This window comes from Corallococcus sp. AS-1-12 (assembly GCF_020036995.1).
Classification (GTDB): domain Bacteria; phylum Myxococcota; class Myxococcia; order Myxococcales; family Myxococcaceae; genus Corallococcus.
Genome location: NZ_JAIQDD010000009.1, coordinates 261,576 through 282,912, shown reverse-complemented (window position 1 = coordinate 282,912; position 21,337 = coordinate 261,576). Strand labels below are relative to the sequence as shown.

The window sequence follows — 21,337 nt, the reverse complement described above, 5'->3', positions numbered from 1 at the left end:
GGAGACTGCACGCGATGCCCAAGTTCCGCCGCGATGTTCAGCCCTTGCTCGAGGGGTCGATCGATTCTCTCACCTTGGGGATCGCGCTGTTCAGCCGCCCCACCTACACGGCGCGAGCGCACGCGGTCCCGATGCTGCTCCATAACGCATTCAAGTTCGTGTTGAAGGCGGCGATCCTCCAACGCGGGCGTCGCATCCACGACAAGGCTGCCCGCAACACGTTCGGCCTCGACAAGTGCCTCGCGGTGGCCGAAGAGGAGCTGAAACTGATCACGAAGGACGAGCGCGCCACCCTCTCGATCCTCGACGCGCACCGGGACACCGCCGCTTCCGGTTGAAAGCGGCCATCACAGGCGAACGCGAGAACGCGTTCTCGCCGACTTGGCGCGCGGGGCGGAGCGCGAACGCCACCGAGACGATGGCCGCTTTCCGTGGGCACTCCGCCGTGACTCGCGGGGATCGGCCCGCACCGCGCGTCGATGATTGCCCCCGGGGGGAGGGCAAATTCTCGTGGCGCCGCTCGCGCCGGGCGTGGTGCCAGGGAGCCCCTGCCGATAGGGGTCGTTTCAGGGAAATGAACGGGGCCGACGCGGCGAAGCGAGCGTCCAGAAACAGCGGGCACGCCGAGCGCGCTGGTCACTATCGACTTGCAAGTAGCTCGAGAGCCCCGCTGCGGGGAGTCAGCAGCGCAGCTACTCGACGGCGCGCGAGAGGTCGTCGTCGGTCGGGTCGGTGTAGACCATCGTGGTGACGACGCTCCGGTGCCGGGCGAAGCGCTGCGTGAGCCACAGGTCCTTCGACAGCGCGTAGATACCGGACACCGCCGTGTGGCGGAGCGCATGCTGGCTCACGTGCCGCCCGAAGCCCGCGCGCTCCTGCCAGACGCCGAAGGCGTGCCGGAGCTGTCGCGTCGAGAGCCGAGCGCCTCGCTGGCTGACGAAGAGAGGGGCGGCGCGGTCGAGGCTCTCGCCCTCGCCGGTCTTCCACGCCCGGAGCTTTGCGAGCTTGGCGCGCAGCCCTTCGGGGAGCAGCACCTCCTGGCCGTCGTCGCCGCCACGTCCGTCACCCTTGAACACGCGCGGCGCGAGGCGGCGCCGCACGCGCCCGGCGTCGTCGAAGATGTCGCCGACGTTGAGCGCGACGAACTCGTGCGCGTGAAGCCCCCTGCCGAGCGCCATCGCGAAGGGGACGTGGTCACGTCAGCCGGCGCGGTGTTCGCCCGTCACGCGCAGGAGCACCTTCTGTTCGCGCTCCATCAGCGTGCGGAGCGCGCGGCGGATCGACTCGACGTATGCCGCCAAGCGGGGATGACGGCTTCCTTCACGTGCGAAAGCAAGGCCCGCTCGCGGCGGGACCGCGTTCTTTGCCGACCTCGCAGATACGCCTTGATGGGCCTGCCCGCGGGCACGAGCCCCGACGACGACCTCGTGCTGCTGGCGAGCGCCGGAGGCGAGTCCTTCGGCGTCCACGCGGAGGCGCGCTACCCCCCTTCGGCCGGACGCTCCCGGAGTCACCGCGTCCCACGTCCACGGGGCCTCCGCTGCCGGACGCCCTCATGCGCTCGCGCGAATAGCCCCGGACTCAATCCAGGTTGAAGTACACCTCGTCGATGGCGCCGTGGAACTGGTCGTTGTTGTTCCCCGCGCTCTTGGCCCCGATGCCGACGGACTGGCCCGTGGGGTTGATGTCGTAGGTGCTGGCGAGCAGCGCGCTGCCCCGGGCCACGTTGTCGATGAGGATGGTCAACGTGGTGCTGGTGCGCTGACACGTCACCTTGTGCCAGACGCCATCCGCGATGCCCACGGACGACTTGACGATGACAGCGTCCGCGCCGCCGGTGGTGCGCACCACGCAGCTCGGCTTGCCCGTCACCGCGTCGTCCAACTGCAGCTTCCACTGGGGCGTGGAGGAGAGCCCCTTCTGCACCAGGTTGGAGCCGTGGTCCGTGCTCAGCTCCGCGAGCGTCACCCGCACGCGCGCCCCGAAGGAGAACAGCGCCGTGCCCGGGTTGAGCGACACGGAGTCCGCCGCGCTGATGAACGCCTTCGCGCACGTCGTCCCGACACAGACGGCGGGGAAGCGCACGCCCTGGCCCTCGTAGCCCGCGGCCTCCACCGTCACGGTGCCGCCGTTGGACGCCTGCACGGTGCCCGTGTGGCCCTTGCCGCTGTCGTCCACCACGGTGGTCACCGGGTCGGACACCGACTCGAACTTGTAACGCAGCTTCTGGCTCACCGCGCCCGCCGTCAGCGGGCCCAGCAGCAATACCGCGGCGAATCCCATCCGCACCTTCATGACGTACCTCCCCAGGGACTGCGTGAGCGTGCCACTCCAGCACGGACTCAACCCCTGGGGCAGCGGGAAGGCTTCCCCGCCGCGCACGTCACGGCACGTCGACGGCCAGCTTCTGCAGCGCGGACTTCGCGTCCGCATGGTCTGGCTGCAACTTCACCGCGGCTTCGTACTCCTTCTTCGCCTCGGGCTTGCGGTTGGTGGCCTCCAGGAGCTGCGCGAGCGCGAAGTGCGGCTCGCCGGCGCTCGCGTCCACCTGCGACGCGCCCCGGAACGCCTTCTCCGCCTCCGGCAGCTTGCCCTGCCGGTACAGCGTGTGCCCCAGGTACAGCAGGCCCAGCGAGTTGCGCGGCTCCACCGCCAGCACGTCGCTCAGCACCTGGAGCGCCCTGGTGTCGTCACCGCCGCGCAGGTACAGGAAGCCCAGCTCCGCGCGGGCCTCCAACTGCGCGGGGTCCTTCGCCACCACCGCCTCCAGCTCCGGCACCGCCAGGTCCGGCCGGCCGCGCCGCGAGTGCAGGATGCCCAGCCGCGCCAGCGCCGCCGTGTCCGCCTCTTCGCCCGCCGCGGGCGTGAGCAGCTTCTCCGCCGCCGCGTAGTCGCCCATCGCGAGCAGCAGGTCCGCCAGGCCCAGCTTCGCCGCGCGGTGCTTCGGGTCCTCCTGGAGCACGGCCTCGTAGAGGGGCCGCGCCTGGGCGCCCACGTGCTTCTTCGCGTACGCCTCCGCCAGCATCAGCCGGTTCTCCACCGTGGGCTGGAGCTTCACGCAGGCCGAGTACTGCGCGATGGCGCCGTCCAGGTCACCCTTGGCCTTGAGCGCGTCGCCGTAGCCCGCGCGCACGCCGGGCTCGTCCGGGAAGGTCTCCACCGCCGTCTTCAGCGTGGCCAGCGCGTCGTCCACCTTGCCCAGCTCCAGATATGCGCGCGCCAGGCCCTGGTAGGCCTCCGTCGTCTTCTTGCCGTCGTCGGCGCTCTTCTCGATGGCCTTCTGGAACGCGGACACCGCCTGCGTCTTCTTGCCCTGCGCCAGGTACAACTGGCCCAACTGCGTGTACGGGCCGCTCGCGCGGCGGGGCTCCAAGAGCAGCGCCTTCTCGAAGGCCTTCGTCGCCCGGGCGTTCTCCCCCAACTGGAAGCACGCGAGCCCCAGGTTGAAGTGCGCCTCCGCGTACTTCGGGTCCAACGTGATGGCCTTCTGGAACGCCTCCGCCGCCTTGCGCGCGTTGCCCTGGCCGTCCAGCACCACGCCCAGGTTGTTCTGCGCGCGCGCGTGCCTCGGGTCCGCCTTCAGCGCCGCCTGGTACTCCGCGAACGCGCCCGTGACGTCGTTCTCCCGCATCAGCACGACGCCCAGGTTGTAGTGCGCCTCCGCGTCGCTGTCCTTCTGACGGATGGCCTCGCGCAGCGTCTCCTTCGCCTCCGCGGCCAGCCCCTTCTCCGCCAGCGCCTTGCCCAGGTTCACCCGCGCCACCTGGAGCCCGCCGTCCAGCTTCAGCGCCTCGCGGTACGCCTCGATGGCGTCGTCCGTGCGGTTCGCGCGCTGGAGCACCTCGCCCAGGTTGAAGCGCAGCTCCGCGTCCTTGGGCGACAGCTCCGTCGCCACGGAGTACTGGGTGATGGCCTCGTCCGTGTCGTCCTGGATGCGCGCCAGCAGGCCGCGCTCCGAGCGCAGCGTGGCCTCCTCCGGGAAGGCCGCCAGCGCCGCGTCCAGCACCGCCTTGGCCTTGGGCACGTCCCCGGACAGCCGCAGCGCCCGCGCCAGCGCGACCTTCGCGGGCACGCCGTCCGGCGTGAGCCCCACCAGCTTCGTCAGCGGCGCCACCGCGCGGCGCGGCTGGTTCTGCGACAGGAAGGCCGTGCCCAGCTTGTAGAGCGCGTCCGGGTCGTCCGGGAGCTTGTCCGCGCGCGCGGCGGGCTTCTCCGGCGGAGGTGCCTCCGGAGCGGGAGCCTGGGCCGTCAACAACTGGAGGAGAAGGACTCCGGCTTTCGTCATCACAGGTTCTCCACGTACGGGCTGGCGCGCGCGTCGAAGGTCTTCTTGGCCAGGGCGGCCTTCTTCGCCTCCCACGCCTCCTTCGCCGCCTGCGCTTCCTTCGTGTCCCCCCCGAGGTTCGCGCGCTCTTCCTTCACGGCGGCCTCGCACTCGGACACCTGCTCCTCGAAATCCTTCGGCTCCAGGCGCTCACTGCCCTGGACCTTCGCCTTGCGCGCCGCCGTCAGCCGCGCCAGCTCGAAGCGGGCGAACGCGCAGCGCAGCGACAGTTGCTCCACCTCGCGCAGCCCCACGTTGAGGCGCTGGTGCGCGCGCAGGTACTCCACGCGGGCCTCGGACTCCGCGATGGCCAACTGCGCCACCTCGCGGGACGCCGCGTCCTGCGCGCGGTCCTCCTCGTCCTCGGCGGCCTCCTGGCGGGACTTCGCGCGGCGGATGTTGTCGCGCGCGCGGTTGATTTCGTTGTCCGCCTCGTCCACCCGGTCGATGGCCAGCGCCAGGTCGTTCTCCGCCTCCAGGAGCTCGATGCGCGTCTCGTACGGCAGCTTCTTCACCAGCGCGTCCGGCACGCGCATGCCGTAGCTCGGGCCGCAGGCGGCGGTCAGGAGGGACAGGCTGAGGAGCAGGTGGCGCTTCATGGAGCGATGGCCTCGAAACGGCTGAAGAGGGTCCGGCCGGAGTAGACGTCGGTGCCGTTGGTGAACGTGACGTTGAACTCGCCCGACACCCGGTCCCCGGTGTTTTTCGGAAGGGACTTCACGAAGAGGTTGCCGCGCACGAGCGGCGGGAAGGGACGCACCGGCTCATCCAGCACGCTGCGGTCCACGCTGCCCCGCTGCGAGCCGTCCTCCAGCGCCTCCGCCAGGTCGATGTCCAGCGAGCCCGCGTACTCGTTGTCCGGCAGCATGTCCGCCACCCGCGCGCTCACCTTCAACACCACGTCCTGCCCGCTGCCCTGCGTGCTGACGAAGCTCACCGCCAGCGTGCCCTCCGCCAGGGCCGCCTCCGTGCGCTGGTAGCGCAGGTCGATGAGCTCCGACACGCTGCCCTCCACCCGGCCGCCCTCCTCACCACACGCGGTGGCGACGAGCGCGAACAGCACCGGGGCGATGCGGCGGAGGGGCGCGCTCACTTGCATGCCTTCCACCCCGCGTCCACGTCCGGGCCGTTGAGCGTGCCCATGTCCTTGAGCACGGCCAGCTCGCGGCGCGCGCCGTCCGTGTCGCCGAAGCGGCAGCGCAGCGCGGCCAGGTTGAGGCGGGCCTTGTCGTAGGTGGGGTCCGCCTCCAGCGCCTTGGCGTACGCCGCGCGGGCGCCCATGGCATCCCCCAGGTTGAGCATGGCCCAGCCCAGCGCCGCGTGCGCGGACGCGCGCGTGTCCTGCAGCTCCGTCACGCGCCCGAACGTCAACTGCGCCATGCCGTACTGGTGCGCGTCCAGGTAGCCCATGCCCAGGGCCTCCAGCGCCTCCGCGGTGAGCACCTTCTCCGCCTTCTTGCGCAGGTCCTCCAGCGCCGCGGGCTGCGTGGGCGCGGCCGGCTGCGGCACCGGCAGCGCGGCCACGTCCGTGCGGTTGCGGCAACCCACCACCGCCGCGTTGAAGACCTCCAGCGACTCCGCGCGGGACAGGCAGGCCTTGAAGGCTTCGTCCGAGCGGGCCTTGAGCGGCCCCACCTGCTGCTTCACCGCGTCCTGGAACTGCTTCGTCTCCGCGGCGGACAGCCCGCCGGGCACCGGCGTCTGGTCCACCACGTCCGCGATGTGGCCGTACGCCAGGGCGATCTTCCACAGCGACGCCACCGCCCACTCCGGATACCCGAGCGACGCGGCCTGCGTGTACACGCCCTCCATGGCCTGGAGCGCGGCGACCTTCTCCTCCACCTTGTCCGCCGGCAGGTCCTTGTAGCCGCGGTAGAGGATCTCACCCAGGTACCAGAGCCCCTTGGCCGCTTCCTCCGTCTGGCCGTTGGGGCCCTGCACCGCGGCGGTGAGGGTGGAGATGAGCGCGTCCGGCGGAGCGGTGGGCGCGGTGGTGGCCTGCACCTCCGCGAGCACCGCCGCGGCGGCCACGTTGTTCTTGTCCAGCTTGAGCGCGGTCTCCGCCGCCGTCTTCGCGCGCGCGTAGTCCTTCTGCTTCAGGCGCGTCTCGGCGAGCAGCGCCAGCACCTCGCCCTTGCGCGCGCCCGCGGCCTCCGCCGCCGTCTCCAGGTTGCGGGACGCTTCCTTGTACTCACCCAGCGCGATGCGCAGGCGGGCGCCGGCCATCCAGCCGTCCACCGACGCCAGGTCGCCCGTCAGCTTCTGGCCCACCTGCTCGAACCAGCCGGCCGCCTCGTTGAAGGCCGCGGCCTCCGCCGCGTGCCGGCCCAGCGTCAGGAGCACGTCCGACAGGTACTGGCTCTTGGGGTAGGACTGCGCCAGCTTCGCGCCCAGCTCGCGCTCGCGCGGCAGGTCGCGCTTCTCGCGCGCGGCGGTGAACGCGCCGTAGAGCGCCTTCTCGCCGATGTCGCTGTTCTTGTTCTCGTCCGCGACCTTCATCAGGCCTTCGATGACGTCGCCCGTCTCCTGCGCGCTCTGCAGGGCCAGCTCGTCCAGGGCCTCGGCCTTGCTCTGGGTGAGGATCTTCTGCACCTCACCCCGGAATCCGGACGGCAGCGCGGACGCGAGGAACTTGCGGCCTGTCTCGTCCAGCTTCTTGAAGTCGTTCACCTGCCGCAGGCTGTCCAGGGCCAGGTTGCCCGCCACCGGCGCGTCCTTGTACTGCGGGTGCGCCAGCGCGAACGCGGTGAACAGCTCCGCCGCCTTCGGGTACTCGCCGTCCTCGTAGTAGGCGCGCGCGATGTTGAACTTCACGTCCAGCACATGCGGGCTCTGCGGGAAGCGCGACACGTAGGAGGCGCCCAGCAGCTTCAGCGCCTGCCGCGCGTCCGCCACCTCGAAGGCGTTGCGCTTCTGCGCCTCCTCCGGCTTGAGCGTGGAGAAGTGGGCCAGGAGCGCGCCGTACATGGCGGTGTCCACGGCCTTGCCGTCCTTCGCCTTGTCCTCGTAGCGGGCCAGCTCCTCGAACTGGCGCGCGGCCTCCGGGAACTCCCTGGCGGCGAAGAGCGCGTCCGCGCGGTTCTTCATGATGGGCCGCACGTACTGCTCCGGCCGGAACAGCCCCAGGTACTCGCGGTAGGCGTCCGCGGCCTTCAGGTACAGCTCGCGCGAGTCCGCCTTCTGCGCGGCCAGGTGCACCTGCGTGGACAGGTCGCGCGCCATCTCCTCCGTCTCCGCGAGCTGCTTCTTGCGGTCGGACTCCGACATCTCCGGGTCCGTCTTGCTCTGCACCGCGGCGCGCACCAGGAAGCGGATGTCCTCCGGCTCCGGGCTCACCTTTCCCTTGGCGGCCTTGAGCGAGTCGTACAGCTTCTGGGCCCGCTCCAGGTCCATCTCCGGGTCGGGCTGCACTTCCATCAGCTTGCGCAGCGTGGGGATGGCCCACTCGTACTGCTGCTTGATGAAGTAGCGGTTGCCCAGCTTGTCCAGCGCGAGCGCGTACGTGGCGCGGCTGTCGCTGAGCTTCTCGAAGTAGTTGAGCGCGCCCTTGGGGGGCTTGGCCTCCGTGTAGCTGTAGACCAGGTCCAGCAGGGCCTCGCGCTTGACGTTGAGCGCCTTCTTCACGTCCACGCCGGGCAGGGGCGCGCTGGCGGCCGCCGCCTCGAAGAACGTGACGGCCTCCGCGTGCTTGGCCTGGTTCACGCGGATCCAACCCATCTTGTAGCGGGCCAGGTCGTGCACCGGCGACGGCGGCAGCTCCAGGATGGCCTGGTAGTGCTTCTCCGCCTCGACCAGGTCCGCCTTGTCGAAGAAGTGGTCGCCCAGGATCTGTTCGGCTTCCAGGCGCAGCGGGCTGTTGGGGTACTTGCGCGTCAGGTCCCCCAGCGTCTTGAGCATCTCGTCGAACTGGCCCAGCTCGCGCTGCTCGTGCGCCAGGTAGAACGTCACCTGGTCCCCGTCCTTGAAGTCCGGGTACTCGCGCAGCAGGCGGTAGTACATCTGCACCGCCTTCTGCTTCATCAGGCGCGTCTCCGGGGAGACGATGGCGCCCGTGGCGCCCTCCGGCCGGGACTCCGCCTGGAGGTAGTACACGTAGCGACTCTTCTCCACGTAGAGCTCCGCCAGCCGGAACTGCAGGTCCGGCAGGTACGGGGCGTTGCGGCTCTTGGAGATGAGCTTCTCCGTCTCTCCGATGGCGCGGTCCACCTTGAAGATGTCGCGCTTGAGCTTGGCGATGAGCTCCTCGCGCTCCTTCGCCTTGGACACGATGGGGTTGGTGTTGGGCCCGATACGGCCGCCAGGGCCGGGGGCCGCGGCCGCGAGCAGCGCGGCGGTGATGAGGCCGGTGAACGGGCCGGTCATGGGGTTTCCTCGATGCAACGGCTCTCGATGCGGACCCGGTAGGACTTGAGCTCGTCGTTCCAGTATTCGTTGTCGAACTTGAAGGCGACCTGCGCGGGCGACAGCAGCTCTTCCTCCTGCGCCGCCACCACCTGCGCGCCCTTCTTCACGCGCTCGTACAGCTTGAGGCCGACCTCGTACTCCATGAGGCGCACCTGCTCCGCGGCGCGCAGGAGCGTGTCCGCCTCCTGGCGCACGGCGTCCTGCAGCCGCGCGTCGTACACGCGCACGGCCTCCGCGTGGGACAAATCGTAGACGCGCGTCAGGTGCCCGAAGAGCCGGTCGCCGAAGCTGCCGGCGTAGCGGCCCAGGCGCTCGCCCTCCAGGTCCAGCAGGGCCACGAACTTCGCGGCGCGCTGGGTGCCGCCGTGCGCGTTGGCGGCGCGGCGCAGGCGCACGTCCTGGCTCAGGTCCTCGCGGTTGCGCACGGACTCCAGCGAGTCCGCGTACCGGCGCGTCAGCTCCTTCGCCGCGCGCTTGGCGGGCAGGTAGTGGCACAGGTCGCGGAAGATGAGCGCGCGCAAGAGGTACTTGTCCGGCATGAACTCATCGCGGAAGGACGGCGCGTCCAGCGTGGTGAGGATGCCCAGCGCCGCGCGCAGGTCGCCCAGCTTGTAGCGGGTCCACGCCTCCTCCAGGTAGAGGCTGGCGCGGCCGGGGTCCAGCTCCGGCAGCTTCACCTTGCTGTACGCGTCCAGCGCGCCGGTGAAGTCCTTCTTCTCGTAGCGCAGGCGGGCCACCGCGAGCGCCGCCTCGTTGCGCGCCTCGCGGGTGAGCTTCTCGTCCTGGGACAGGCCGAGGAAGTCCTTCACCATCTCCTCCGGCGGATCCTTCACCTGCTTGAGCCGGGTGACGAGCAGCGCGAACTTCGCGCGGCTCGCTTCGGCGCTGGTCTCCGGCAGCTTGGAGAAGTGCGTGTTGGCCCAGCGCTCGTTGCCCACGCGCAGGTCCACCAGGCCCTGCTGGTAGTGCGCGTAGGCGCCCGTCTCGTCCGGGAGGAAGCCCAGGTCGAGCGCGCCGAAGACCTGCTCGTCGATCATCACCTCGTCGTGCGGCCGGTCCGTCAGCCCCTTGAGCGCGTCCAGCGCGCGCGGCAGCACGTTGGGGTTGGAGCGCTCGCGCGCGATGCGCGCCAGGTACGTGGCGCCCGCGTGCGTGAGACCCAGGTCGATGAGGCTCCGCGCGAGGAAGTACTGGCCCCACGCGTAGTTGTCATCCGTGCGGGGCGTGGCCTGGAGCCACGCGTACAGCGGGCCCGCGGCGTCGCGCGGCTTGCCGTCGAAGTAGGCCTTGAGCGCGTTGTCGAAGGTCTCCGGCGGCACCTTCTGCGGCGGGGGCGGAGGCGCCTCCGCGACGGCGGCCCTGGCGGGCGCGGGCGTGCCGGCGGCGGTGCCCGCGTCCGTGGGGCCGGGGGTGCCCGCGTCCGTGGGGGCGCCCGCGGCCTTCGCGGCGGCGGCCGGTGGGGGTGGCATGGGCAGCGTGCCCGCGTCCGGCGCCGCCCGGGCGACCGTCGGGGACACGAGGAGCGCGGCGCTGGCGAGCGCGGCGACGATGAGGGGGCGTGACGTCATTCCGTGGCGCCGAAGTTGAAGGCCGTCCCAATCTGCACGGTGGGCACGTTGATGATGCGCGACGCGCCCGCGAAGACGGTGTTGTTGGTCACGTCCAGCCGGAAGGACACGTTCTGGCTGGAGAACAGGCGCACGCCCAGGCCCAGGTTGACGGCGGGGCGGAAGCCGTCGCTGCGGTCCACCTTCACCACCGTGCCGCCGGCCAGCAGGAAGACCTCGAAGTGCAGGACGTTGGCGTTGAGGAAGGACGTCTTGCCGTACAGCGGGCTCCACATGAGGTCGCTGCCCACCATCCACTGCACCTGGTCCTCGAAGGCGGTGGCGGTGGGGGCCGCGTCGAAGTCGCGCTCCAACTGGCGGCGCAGGCTGGTCTGCACGTTGTAGCTGTACGTGCCGCGGCCCACCTGCCACGCGACGGTGTCGCTGAAGTGGTACGTGTAACCGACGGTGCCGATGAGCCCCTTGTAGAAGGCGTCCGCGGGCAGCACGCCCACGCCGAGCGAGAGCTCGTGGTGCATGCGGAAGAGACGGTCCTGCACCGCGGAGACGGTGCCGGGGTTCTCGAGTTCCTCGGCCTGGGCGCGCGCGAGGCCGGGCACCAGGCACAGGAGGGAGAGCAGGAGGAATCGCACGGGGACTTTTTCCTGTCAGGAGGCGGGGAACGACGTGGGGTGGGGGAGGCGTCCCCGCGTCAGTAGCCGACCGAGTTGAAGAGGAACGGATACGTGATGATGACCTGGCCGCCCTTGGGGGCTGGGAACTGCCAGCCCTTCAGGCTGCTGAGGATGCACGCCTCGACGGAGGCGTTGCGGAGGGTGGAGGACTTCGTCTTGGCGGAGGCGACGCGGCCGTTGAGCCCGATGGCCCACTCCAGCACCACCTTGCCGGCGAGGCCGGGGTCCTTGAGCAGCGCGCGTTCGTAGCAGCCGTGCACCTCATTGAGGTGGCTGTTGATGACCTTGGCCACGGCTTCGCGGTCCACGGTGCCCTGCGTGGAGGAGATGCTGCGCGCGGTGGCGCGCGTGACGGTGCCGCCCACCGCGCCCTTGCCCACGCCGCCCGCGCCGAGCGCGCCAATGCCGCCGCCGCCCTTGCCGCGCAGCAGCTCCGCGCCCAGGGTGGCGCCGCCGCCCTTGCCGCCGCCGCCCAGGCCGAAGGTGCCCAGGCCCGCGTTGGCGATGGGCGCCTTTCCGATGAGGCCCGCGAGCTTGTAGTTGGTCTGCTTGGCGTTCTTGCTGCCCGGGCCGCTGCCCAGCTTGTCCACGGCGGCCAGCAGGTCGTTGGCGGCGGGGCCCGCGGCGGACAGCTTCGCGAGCGCCTTGAGGGCCTTGCTCTCCGGCGCGGCGGCCACGGCCTTGGGGACCTGCACTTCCTTCACGGGCTTGGGCGGCGCCTTCTCCGCGACGACGGGCTTGTCCTTCGCGGGCTCCTTCTTCTTGAGCGTCTCGAGCTTCTTCTTCGCCTCTTCCTTCTTCTTGGGCTCGGGGGCGATGAGGCGCAGCGCGACGGGCGGGAGGTTCTTCTGGGTGAAGTCCGCGGTCGCGGGGCCCTGGGGCCGGGTGGCGATGAACCAGCCCAGGCCGCCGCCGAAGATGGCGAGGAAGAAGAGGGTCAGCCAGGGCAGGCCCTTGAGCGGGTTGACGAAGATGCGCTCGGGGGCGGGGGCCGCGTAGGCGACGAGCGACATCTTGCCCTGGGTGAGGCGGGCGGCGGCGCCGTCGCGCAGGGTGACGAAGCGGCGGCTGCCGTCGGACTCGAGCGCGGCGGTGGTGACGGGGGCGAAGCGGCCGTCCCCGTTCGCCTTCTCCACGTCGGTGCCGGGGGGCACGAAGAGGCGGTAGTTGCCGTTGACGGACTCGGCGAGGGTGAAGTCGTCACCTTCGGGGAGGGAGAAGCCCCACAGCGGCATGGGGGCCAGCTCGTCCACGGCGGCCTTCACGGGCTTCTTCGCGTCCGGGGTGAAGCGGCGCGCGTCGCGGCGCACGGCGCCCCAGTACAGCTCCAGGTAGAGCTGGGCCGCGCCCTTGCCCGGGCCGATCTTCGGCGCGTGCGTGGGGCGGCTGGCCGGGGCCGCGTCGAGGACGAGGGGGCCGGAGGTGGGCGCGGCGACGTCCGTGTCCACGTCCGCGAGCAGGTCGTCCGCGACGAGGAGGCTGGGCATGGCCTCCGAAGGAGGACGGCGCCGGGTGGAGGGGACGGTGCCCGCGGGAACGGCGGGAGCAGGAGCCGGCTTCGAGGCCGAGGGCTGCGCATGCGAGGCCTGCTGCCCGTGAGCCGCCTTCGCGGCCTGCTGCTGGGCATGGGCGGCCTGCTGCGCCTGCTGCTGCGAGTGTGCGGCCTGCTGGGCCTGCTGCTGCGCGAGCGCGGCCTGCTGCTGGGCATAGGCGGCCTGCTGGGCCTGCTGCTGCGCGTGTGCGGCCTGCTGCTGGGCATAGGCGGCCTGCTGGGCCTGCTGCTGCGCGTATGCGTTCTGCTGGGCCTGCTGCTGCGCGTATGCGGCCTGCTGAGCCTGTTGCTGTGCGAGCGCGGCTTGCTGAGCCTGTTGCTGTGCGAGCGCGGCTTGCTGAGCCTGTTGCTGTGCGAGCGCGGATTGCTGGGCCTGCTGCTGTGCGAGTGCGGCCTGTTGAGCGTGCTGCTGCGCGAGCGCGGCTTGTTGCTGCGCGTGTGCGGCCTGCTGGGCCTGCGCGGTTCGCTGTGCCTGCTGCTGGGCGTAGGCGGCCTGCTGCGCCTGCTGTTGTGCCAGCGCGGCCTGCTGAGCCTGCTGCTGCGCGTAGGCGGCCTGCTGGGCCTGCTGTTGTGCCAGCGCGGCCTGTTGCGCGAGCGCGGCTTGCTGCGCGTGCGCGGCCTGCGCGCCGAGCTGGGGCGCGAAGCCATTCGCGGGCCCGAACGCGTGCGTCGCTCCGTTGCCACCATTCACGGGCGCGGCGGGCGGAGCCCCCGCACCTCCCAGGAGCGCGGCGACCTCCGGCGGCGGCTGCGGCTTGGTCTCGACGGGACGCTGGTTGAGGATCCGCGTCTTCAGGACGAACGGCCCGCACAGCACCTCGTCCACGGAGCGGATCTCACAGGCGGTGACCTGGTGCCCGTTGACGAAGACGCCGTTGGTGCCTCCGCCCGCGTCCTGGATCGCGGTGCGGCCGTTCTGGAAGTACAGCAGCGCATGGCGCGGCGACACGGCCGCGTCGTCCAAGCGCAGATCCGACGACGCATCGGAGCCGAGCGCGTACGTGCCGGGGACGAAGACCTCCGTCCCCACCAGGAGGCCGTCGCGGAGGATGACGACTTGCAGGACGCTGGGCTGGCCGCTCAACGGTGACGCTCCCTTCGAGGGGTGATGGGCGGTACGGCCCTACTGATCGTAGACGGTGGCGAGCGTCTCCGAGCGGAAGCTGTCGCGCTCGCGAAGCATCGACCGCGTCTTCAATTCCTTGCGGTCATACAGATACACGGCGCCGGACTTGTTCGTCTGGCCCTGGATGAGGCGGTCGTCGAAGTCGATGCGCGACGGGCCGCGCTGCGGCGGCGCCGACGTCGCGGCGGCCGAGGCATCCCCCGTCACCGGATCCGTGACGGCCGTGCTCGACTTCGTCTCGATGCGAGGCGGCGCCTTGCTCGAGCCCTTCTTGGCCTTGGGTGCCTTCGCGGCCTTCGTCTTGGAGGCGCGTGCACGCCCCTGGGCCCAGGCATCGTTCGCGGGGGAGAGGGGACCGAAGCCGAGCACGCTGGCGACGGCACAGAAGAGAAGGAAACGTCGCATCATCAACAGGTTAAGCGATGCGAGCCCCGACCTGTCAACGCACACTCCAGCCCCATGGCGCGGGCCGTGGGGATCATGTGTGGGGGGCAGTCCACCTCACCTGGGGCGGACGCTCCACGGCGCGTCCTGCTTCGTGCCGGGATGCTGGAAACGTCCCGTGGGATTCCCTCCGCGCGGCGCCTCCCGACCATGCGAGCAGACGTGGTGAGAAGTCATCGTGACACGGTGGGCGGATGGAGGATGCTCGCGCGCGGGAGGACTGCACACGCGTGATACCTGTCACTCGCCATCGGGGATGGATCGCGGCGGCGCTCGGAGCCCTGGTGCTCCTGGGCCTGGGGCTCTTCGCGGTGAAGCCCCAGCGCGCTCCAGCGCCCACACCGCCCACCGCGCCCGCCGGGCCGCGCCCCATCCTCCAGGCGGTGGGGCCGAAGCTGACCAGCAACCAGACCTCGCAGCCGCTCTCCGTCTACGGAGAGAACCTGGTGCCGGGCCTGCGGCTGGTGCTCGGGGCGCCCCTGTCACGGGAGGTGCCGCTCACGGTGGTGGACGCGCGCCATGGCTACGCGAGGCTCCCCCCCGACCTCAAGCTCCCCGAGGGCACCTTCCAGACGGACGTGCAGTTGTCGCTCGCCGCGACCGGCCCAAGGCCCACGGGCACCGCGCGGCTCACCCTGGTCAACGACGCGGCCTTCCCGGACCTGACGGCCACGGCGCTGTCCCCGGACGGGCGCACGCTCTTCGTCGCGTCGCCGCCCACGGACACGGTGTTCGCGCTGGACGTGGCGTCCGGGCGCGTGGAGGCGATGGCGGTGGGAGACGGGCCGTCGGCGCTCGCGACCTGGAAGGACGCCAGCGGCCGTCCCTGGCTGGGCGTGGCCCATCGGTATGGCGCGGAGCTCTGGCTGTACGCGCTGGACGCGCCGGAGCGGAGGGCCCGCGTCGTCCCCGCGCCCCCGGGCGTGTGGGGCCTGGAGGTGGACGGAGCGAAGTGCGTGGCCTTCGTCGCCGAGCACCTGCGCGACACGGTGCACGCGCTCGCGCTGGAGGATGGCCGCGAGCAGTGGCGCGCGGCCGTGGATCCGAACCCGCGCGCGATGGCGCGGTGGAACGGGCTGCTCGCGGTGGGCAGCCTCCAGACGGGGCAGGTGGTGCTGCTGCGCCAGGATGACGGCCGGGAGCTGGCGCCGGTGGTGCCGAAGCCCGGCGTCCCCATCATCGGGGGCACCACGGAGGCCTTCTCCGCGCAGGTGATGGGCGGCAAGGCGCCGCGCGCCCTGGTCGCGAGCGACCGCCTGAAGCGCCTCTTCATGTCGAGCCTGGGGCCGAACGTGGGCCCCAACGCCCAGCGCATGGAGGTGAGCGCGAACAGCGGCGTCGCGGTGCTGGACCTGGACCGGCAGCAGGTGGTGCGGCACCGGGGCTTCGGCGCGGGCGTGACGGAGGGGCTGGCGCTGGATGACCGCGCCGGGCTGCTCTACGCGGCGGACGTGGGCCTGGGCCAGGTGCGGGTGCTGGACGCGAAGGCGCTGGTGAAGAGCGACGCGGCGGCGCGCGAGGCGGTGCTCCAGACGCTGCCGGTGCCCGCGCCGGAGGGCACGCCGTGGATCCGCCCGGCGGAGGACCTGGGGACGAAGGGCAGGGCGGGGTTGGAGCTGCACTCCGGGCCGCGCTCGCTGGCGCTGTCCCCGGACGGGCGGACGCTCTACGTGCTCAACCGCTTCACGGGCACGGTGGCGGTGGTGGACGTGAGCGAGGCGCGCGCGGGCAGGGCGCGCGTGGCGCGGCAGTGGCCGGTGGTGGACGTGCGCTCGCGAGAGCAGCGCCGGCTGGGCCAGGTGCTCTACTTCACCGACGTGGGGCGCACGGGCATGAGCTGCGACGCGTGCCACATCGAAGGGCACACGGGCGGCGTCTTCTTTGAAAAGACGCGCCCCATGCGCATCTACCGGTCCACGACGGCCCTGGGTAGCCGGGACACGCCGCCCTACTTCACGCCCGCGAGCACGCGCAGCATCGCGGAGACGGCGGAGACGGTGGGGGGACGCAACCGCTACCACAACCCGGATCCGCTGCCGTCGGAGGTGGAGGCCCTGGCGCTCTACACCTCGCTCCTGCCCACACCGCCCAACCCCTACCGGGGAGAGGGCGGCGCGCCGCTGGAGACCGTCACGTTGCCGGACGGAAGGACCGGCCACCCGGTGAAGGGGCTGGCGCTCTTCGAAGGGAAGGCCCGGTGTCTGGCCTGCCACCCCGCGCCCCTCTTCACGCTGGACCAGGACCCCGCGACGCGGGGCCAGTACCAGGACGTGGGCACGCCCATCGCGTTGCCGCTGCGCCTGGAGCAGCAGCAATTGGTGACAGGCGCGGCGCCGCCCTCGCTGGTGGGCACCTGGGACGTGTGGCCCCTGCTGACGAGCGCCACGGCGGGCTACGCGGTGCAGGAGGACCGGCTCGTGGTGGGCTCCCGCTTCCCGCTGCGCACGCTGCTGGAGACCCCAGGCCTGAACCACGGCGCCGCGCAGGAACTCAGCGCCGAAGAGCGGGACGACCTGCTCGCGTACCTGCTCACGCTGTGACCAGGGACGACGGTGCATGAACTGGCCCATGCCTGCGGCTGGAAGCATCGGCAGGGCCTTGGGGTTCCTGGCGATGATGGAGATCTCCGGTGCGAATGACCCGCTCGATGTTCCTGTCCCTCGGCCTCATGAGCCTGACCGCGTGTCAGGGGGGACTCTTTTCCAGTTCGCGGCCCGGTGCCGACACTCCACCCGCCACATGCCCCAAGCATGAAGCGGCGACCCCTCGGGTGGAGTTCCAGCACGCGGGCTTCGACGGACAGACCTTGTCGGGACGCCTGCTGCTGGGGACCTCGAGTGGAAGCCTGTGCCTGGACCGGCGGCTCATCGAGAGCCACACGCTGACCGTGGAGCGGGTCCTGGACTGTGCCAGCGGGCAGCCCCTGCCGCTCCTCGACGTCGATGTCCGGACGCCACCGCGCAGGGAAGAGGACATCCTCCTCCTCAAGCCAGGCCAGTGGTACGGGCGGGATGTGTCCGTCCCGCTCTTCCCACAGTCCGCGACCGGGCAACCCGGACCTGCCTGTGTCGACGTGGAGCTGTCCGTCCATGCGCTGGATGCCGCCAACCTCGCGAAGCCGAGGCTGCGCGTGACGCGCGCCCCGGCTCCCGAGTCAGAGGCTCCTCCCGCGGACGGCGCTCCCCGGGAGCCGTCACCCTAACGCGCGGGATTCGAGTGGAAGGGGAGCAGCACCTCGGCGCGGACCCGGGTGGCCAGCGCCTGGGAGAGCAGCGGCCAGCCGAACGCCGCGAACGTGAGCATGGCCATCATCCCGCTGAACATCCACAGCCCCATCATCACCGCGATGCCCAGGTGCATGCCCACCGTCATCGCCACCCAGAGCCCCCGCGTCCGCCGGGGCCAGACGAACAGGGCATAGCCCACCTCCACCACCAGCGTGCCCCACGAGGTGAGCTTCACCGCCCACGGCACCGACGCGAGCCACGCGAAGTCGAACTGGCCATACTGGGGCTGCATCAGGACCTTCCATATCGCCGTGCCTTCTCTCCAGAGCGGCCCCAGCAGCTTCTCGATGCCCGTGGCGAAGTAGATGATGCACAGGTGCACCTGCAACACGCGCAGCGCGAGCGTCGCCATGGCGGAAGGGGCGCCGGAGGCCCGCCCCACGCGCACGTCCCACGAGAAGGCTTCGCCCACCGGCATCACCGCGCAGTAGAACAGGCTGATGTGCGCGAAGGTCTCCACGCCGTAGACCAGGAATGGGCTGCTGTTGAGGATCACCGTATGGGACGTCCACGCCACCACCGCGGACAGCCGCGTGCGCAGGCCCAGCAGCAGCCCGACCAGCGAGACGCAGTAGATGAGCAGGACGCCTCGGACCACGGCCTCGGAGGAGAGCCCCAGCGGTGCCATCGCGGCCACCAGCGCGGCGAACCGGGGCACGAATTCGGTCGCCAGGGACTCGGAGATGCTCCAGGGGACCAGCCCCCGGTCATCCACCAGGAGTTGCAGGCTGTCCGACATGCTCCATGCCTGCACGAGCAGCAGCAGCGCGACGCCGATGCGCAGGATGCCCAGCGGCCCGGGGGATGAGGGCTCGGCGATGAACGCGGCCAGGCGCTGGCCCGCGGTGGGACGCTGGCGCAGGGAGGCACTCATGGCGCCACCGCCTGCGCGCCGAGGGAGGGGGCGGAGGCGAGCCGGTGCTCGAAGACCGCCTTGTAGGTCTCCGTCCACACGAGCGGCGCGCCGTCCCGGTGCGCCTCCATGGTGGGGACCTCGAGCAGCTCCATGCGCACGGTGACCGCGCGAGCCTCCGGGTGCTGTCCGAACATCGTCGCGGCCCAGGCGCGGGCCATCGCGTCCTGGCCATTGTTCAGGTCGAAGCGCAGCAGCATCGCGTAGACGCGCACGTTCAACGCGTCGTTGTCGAACTGGAAGTCGTCCTGCTCGTGCTCGCCGTCTGGATGCTCCACGTCGAACGACACACGCACCGCCGGGCTCACCCCCGGCGCGAAGAAGCTGAAGCGGCTGGCCGCGCCCGTCCAATGCGCGTATCCCCGGACCCAGGCATTCGTGCCGGTCGGGGCCTGGAAGAGCCGGATGTGCAGTGCACCGCAGGTCACCAGCATCAGATGCAGCACGGCAAGGCCGGTGACGAGCCCGTGCCAGGGTGTCAGGGAGGGTGAGGCAGGTCGCATGGGGGCTCCGGAAAAGAGGGACGCCGGAGGCGGGAGTCCTCCGGCGTCACAGGGTGGCTTGGGCGCTGAGCGCTACGCGTTGGGGCGCGATGGGCCGGTCAGCGAGGACGCGTTACAGCAGCGTGCCGGTCGTGGAGCCCAGGAGGTCGCCGAGCACGGTGCCGAGGATGTCGCCGAGCACGGCGCCGGTCGTGGAGCCGGTCGTGGCGCCGGCGAGGTTGCCGGTGACGTTGCCCGTCGTGTTGCCCACCGTGTTGCCCGTCGTGTTGCCCGAGGTGTTACCCGTCGTGTTGCCACCGGAGGTGCCCGAGGTGGAGCCCGAGGTGGAGCCCGAGGTGTTGCCGCAGTTCGGCCTGCTCCGCCCCGCGATGGACGTGCTCTTCGACACCAGGACCGCCTCCTCCAGCGGAACCGCCGGCCGCGGGTTGTTGGCCATCGCGCCCGTCGCACCCAGCGCCAGCACGAACATCGCCACGGTCCCGCCCAGCTTCACGTGCGTCTTCTTCATGGTCTTGCTCCTTGGGGATTGAACTGCATGGGCAATGTCTTTCCCCTCCCCGAAATCGGAACCATCCCGGTAAGACCAGGATTCTGTTGGGAGCTGATTCCAGGCGGGATGTGGACATTCCAGCCGGATTGGCGGCGAGCATTTCTTGGCGGGGACGAAGGGATGGGCGCGGTGTCGGGGGCCTCACGCGGCGCCGCCCTCGGGTCGCTTGCGTTGGAAGGGGGGGCTGAGGTCTACAATCCAACGGATGCGTTCCTCCCCCCGGGTCGCCTGGCTCCTGCTTCCCATGTTGTGGCTGTCGTGCACCGACGCAGGGCTCTATTCGATTGACGACCGCGCGGGCGGCACGCGGGACCGCGCCAACTTCGAGGGAGACCTCTGCGTCCCCGAGGCCACCGGCGACGCGTTCCCCGTGAAGGTCATCTTCGCGCTGCAGGGCGGCACCGGCGTGGAGCCGGAGGTGGTGGGCTCCGCGGTGGACGGGCTCACCACGCTCACCTCGCGCTATACCGGCCCCCAGATGCGCTTCGGGCTCGTGGCCTTCCACTCGGTGGCCACCGGCCTGCAGGGCAGCTTCACGGACGCCGCCAGCTTCCAGGCCGTGCTGCCCCGCTACGCCAGCTACCAGCAGGACGGCCCCATCAGCATCCGCTCCGCGCTGCGGCTGTCCAAGAGCCTGATGTCCGGCGAGATGCAGGCCACCTGCAGGGGCGAGGTCGCGCGCTCGCGCTACGTGGTCGCGCCCGTCATCCGCAGCTCCGACGTGAGCTGTGACAACCCGGCCTTCAACATCGGCATCGACAGCCGCTGCACCGCGCTGTCCCAGGCCGCCGGCTGCAACGCGTCCCCGGAGGCCCAGGCCCAGTGCAACGCCTCCTGCAGCCAGTGCGAGCTGACCGCCGTGGTGGGCGAGCTCAAGGGCCTGGTGGAGCAACTGGGCGCGGGCGCCGTCAGCGTCCAGCCCATCTACGTCCGCGACGCCACGCCGGACCCCGTCACCCGGTTGCAGGTGGCCGCCATCGCCAACGCGGGCGGCAGCGCGCCCGTGGAGACGGACTTCGTGGGCCTGCCCAACGCGCTCCGGCTGCTGGACTACAGCGCGCTCGACAACGCGCTCAAGCTGAAGCGCTTCCTCGCCTTCAACCGCAACGTGCAGGTGAGAAACGGCCAGATGCTCACCGACAGCGACGGTGACGGCGTGGCGGACGACGACGAGCGCGCCCTGGGCCTGGACCCCGCCGTCCCCGACACCGACCAGGACGGCCTCATGGACGGCGTGGAGCTGCGCATGGGCCTGGACCCGCTCGCCGTGGACATCATCAACGGCTGCAGCGTGGTGCAGGACACGGACGGCGACCGGCTCAACGACTGCGAGGAGCGCGTGCTCGGCAGCGACCCCTGCGTGGGCGACACCGACGGCGACGGCCTGCCGGACCTGGTGGAGGCCCTGTCCCAGACGAACCCGCTCATCGCCGAGGACCTGCTCGACACCGACCGCGACGGCATCTCCAACGTGGCGGAGGTGGAGGCCCACGGCGACCCGCTCAGCGCCGACCTCGACTTCCACCGCGAGCGCGGCTACGGCTACTCCATCGTCCCGCTGCCCCCCACCGCCACCAGCGACCGCGCCTGCTACCGCACCCGCGTGGAGAACGTCTCGCTGGTGCCCACCGTGGAGCGCCCCCACCCGCTGATTCCCGGCGAGGTCATCCCCGCCGGTACCAACGAGGTCTACCTCTACCTCCAGGTGGGCCGGGACAATGATCCGCGCGGCGCCGGCGTGGGTTCGCTCTTCATCCAGGAAATCCAATACGACCCCGACACGGGCCGCACCCCCGCCGGCATGGTCCCGCTCGTCTCCGACGACTTCATCGTGGGCACCTGAGGCGGCCCGCTGACGTGGGGTGTTCCCCACAGTCTCAATGGGGTGTCCCCCCCACACCCATCCTGTAGCAGTCGCTTCCGCACGCATAACCCCTTGAAGTTCCTGACCCTGAAACTCCTACAGACGCGGGATCGCCTCTTGCTAGGGCG

17 protein-coding genes and 1 pseudogene are annotated in these 21,337 nt (G+C 71.0%); 4 read left to right on the top strand and 14 right to left on the bottom strand.

Features of this window, described 5'->3' with window-relative positions; translation table 11 throughout:
• Positions 1–14 precede the first annotated feature (14 nt).
• Entirely contained in the window at positions 15–338 is a 324-nt protein-coding gene (locus tag K8556_RS17960) for a DUF3644 domain-containing protein (protein WP_223741301.1), read from the top strand.
• Between the two features lie 354 nt (positions 339–692).
• On the opposite strand, the gene xerC is transcribed toward K8556_RS17960, so the two are convergent.
• The 11 genes and pseudogenes from xerC to K8556_RS17910 all read right to left on the bottom strand — a co-directional run bounded on the left by xerC (position 693) and on the right by K8556_RS17910 (position 14,056).
• Positions 693–1,178, bottom strand: a complete 486-nt coding sequence (gene xerC / locus K8556_RS17955) for a tyrosine recombinase XerC (RefSeq protein WP_223741300.1) — start codon at positions 1,176–1,178, stop codon at positions 693–695.
• Positions 1,179–1,581: 403 nt separating this feature from the next.
• Positions 1,582–2,295 carry a laminin G domain-containing protein gene (locus tag K8556_RS17950; RefSeq protein ID WP_223741299.1) on the bottom strand — a complete coding sequence of 238 codons (714 nt, stop codon included), beginning with the start codon at positions 2,293–2,295 and terminating at the stop codon, positions 1,582–1,584.
• Between the two features lie 88 nt (positions 2,296–2,383).
• Positions 2,384–4,285 (bottom strand): tetratricopeptide repeat protein, encoded by a 1,902-nt coding sequence (locus K8556_RS17945; RefSeq protein WP_223741298.1) that lies wholly within the window; start codon positions 4,283–4,285, stop codon positions 2,384–2,386.
• Positions 4,285–4,923, bottom strand: a complete 639-nt coding sequence (locus K8556_RS17940) for a hypothetical protein (RefSeq protein WP_223741297.1) — start codon at positions 4,921–4,923, stop codon at positions 4,285–4,287. Before K8556_RS17940 ends, K8556_RS17945 begins: the two co-directional genes overlap by 1 nt.
• Complete coding sequence (locus K8556_RS17935; RefSeq protein ID WP_223741296.1) at positions 4,920–5,423, bottom strand: hypothetical protein; 504 nt, start codon at positions 5,421–5,423, stop codon at positions 4,920–4,922. The genes K8556_RS17940 and K8556_RS17935 overlap by 4 nt, the downstream gene beginning before the upstream one ends.
• Positions 5,414–8,686 (bottom strand): tetratricopeptide repeat protein, encoded by a 3,273-nt coding sequence (locus K8556_RS17930; RefSeq protein ID WP_223741295.1) that lies wholly within the window; start codon positions 8,684–8,686, stop codon positions 5,414–5,416. Before K8556_RS17930 ends, K8556_RS17935 begins: the two co-directional genes overlap by 10 nt.
• The gene (locus K8556_RS17925) at positions 8,683–10,296 is read right to left on the bottom strand and encodes a hypothetical protein (protein ID WP_223741294.1); all 1,614 of its coding nucleotides are present in this window, start codon (positions 10,294–10,296) and stop codon (positions 8,683–8,685) included. The genes K8556_RS17930 and K8556_RS17925 overlap by 4 nt, the downstream gene beginning before the upstream one ends.
• Positions 10,293–10,928 carry an outer membrane beta-barrel domain-containing protein gene (locus K8556_RS17920; protein WP_223741293.1) on the bottom strand — a complete coding sequence of 212 codons (636 nt, stop codon included), beginning with the start codon at positions 10,926–10,928 and terminating at the stop codon, positions 10,293–10,295. Before K8556_RS17920 ends, K8556_RS17925 begins: the two co-directional genes overlap by 4 nt.
• 59 nt (positions 10,929–10,987) lie before the next feature.
• Positions 10,988–12,457 carry an AgmX/PglI C-terminal domain-containing protein gene (locus K8556_RS39790; RefSeq protein ID WP_370639938.1) on the bottom strand — a complete coding sequence of 490 codons (1,470 nt, stop codon included), beginning with the start codon at positions 12,455–12,457 and terminating at the stop codon, positions 10,988–10,990.
• A 915-nt stretch (positions 12,458–13,372) separates the two neighbouring features.
• Positions 13,373–13,471, bottom strand: a pseudogene (locus tag K8556_RS39785) (FHA domain-containing protein); the annotation flags it as partial.
• 174 nt (positions 13,472–13,645) lie between these two features.
• Complete coding sequence (locus tag K8556_RS17910; protein ID WP_223741291.1) at positions 13,646–14,056, bottom strand: hypothetical protein; 411 nt, start codon at positions 14,054–14,056, stop codon at positions 13,646–13,648.
• A gap of 230 nt (positions 14,057–14,286) precedes the next feature.
• On the opposite strand from K8556_RS17910, the gene K8556_RS17905 reads away from it, so the two are divergent.
• Both K8556_RS17905 and K8556_RS17900 read left to right on the top strand, forming a co-directional pair.
• Positions 14,287–16,632: an MtsA protein gene (locus tag K8556_RS17905; RefSeq protein WP_223741290.1), complete on the top strand. Its 2,346-nt coding sequence runs from the start codon at positions 14,287–14,289 to the stop codon at positions 16,630–16,632.
• Between the two features lie 230 nt (positions 16,633–16,862).
• Positions 16,863–17,294: a hypothetical protein gene (locus K8556_RS17900; RefSeq protein WP_223741289.1), complete on the top strand. Its 432-nt coding sequence runs from the start codon at positions 16,863–16,865 to the stop codon at positions 17,292–17,294.
• Here K8556_RS17900 and K8556_RS17895 read toward each other — a convergent pair.
• The 3 genes from K8556_RS17895 to K8556_RS17885 all read right to left on the bottom strand — a co-directional run bounded on the left by K8556_RS17895 (position 17,291) and on the right by K8556_RS17885 (position 19,303).
• Positions 17,291–18,253 carry an HTTM domain-containing protein gene (locus K8556_RS17895; protein ID WP_223741288.1) on the bottom strand — a complete coding sequence of 321 codons (963 nt, stop codon included), beginning with the start codon at positions 18,251–18,253 and terminating at the stop codon, positions 17,291–17,293. The two genes, K8556_RS17900 and K8556_RS17895, sit on opposite strands and share 4 nt — an antisense overlap.
• A complete protein-coding gene (locus K8556_RS17890; protein ID WP_223741287.1) occupies positions 18,250–18,795 on the bottom strand; it encodes a hypothetical protein in 546 nt (181 codons plus the stop codon). The genes K8556_RS17895 and K8556_RS17890 overlap by 4 nt, the downstream gene beginning before the upstream one ends.
• A gap of 112 nt (positions 18,796–18,907) precedes the next feature.
• Positions 18,908–19,303, bottom strand: coding sequence for a hypothetical protein (locus tag K8556_RS17885; protein WP_223741286.1), 396 nt, complete (start codon positions 19,301–19,303; stop codon positions 18,908–18,910).
• A 247-nt stretch (positions 19,304–19,550) separates the two neighbouring features.
• Between K8556_RS17885 and K8556_RS17880 the strand changes: the two genes are divergently transcribed.
• Positions 19,551–21,188 carry a calcium-binding protein gene (locus tag K8556_RS17880; protein ID WP_223741285.1) on the top strand — a complete coding sequence of 546 codons (1,638 nt, stop codon included), beginning with the start codon at positions 19,551–19,553 and terminating at the stop codon, positions 21,186–21,188.
• Positions 21,189–21,337: the final 149 nt, after the last annotated feature.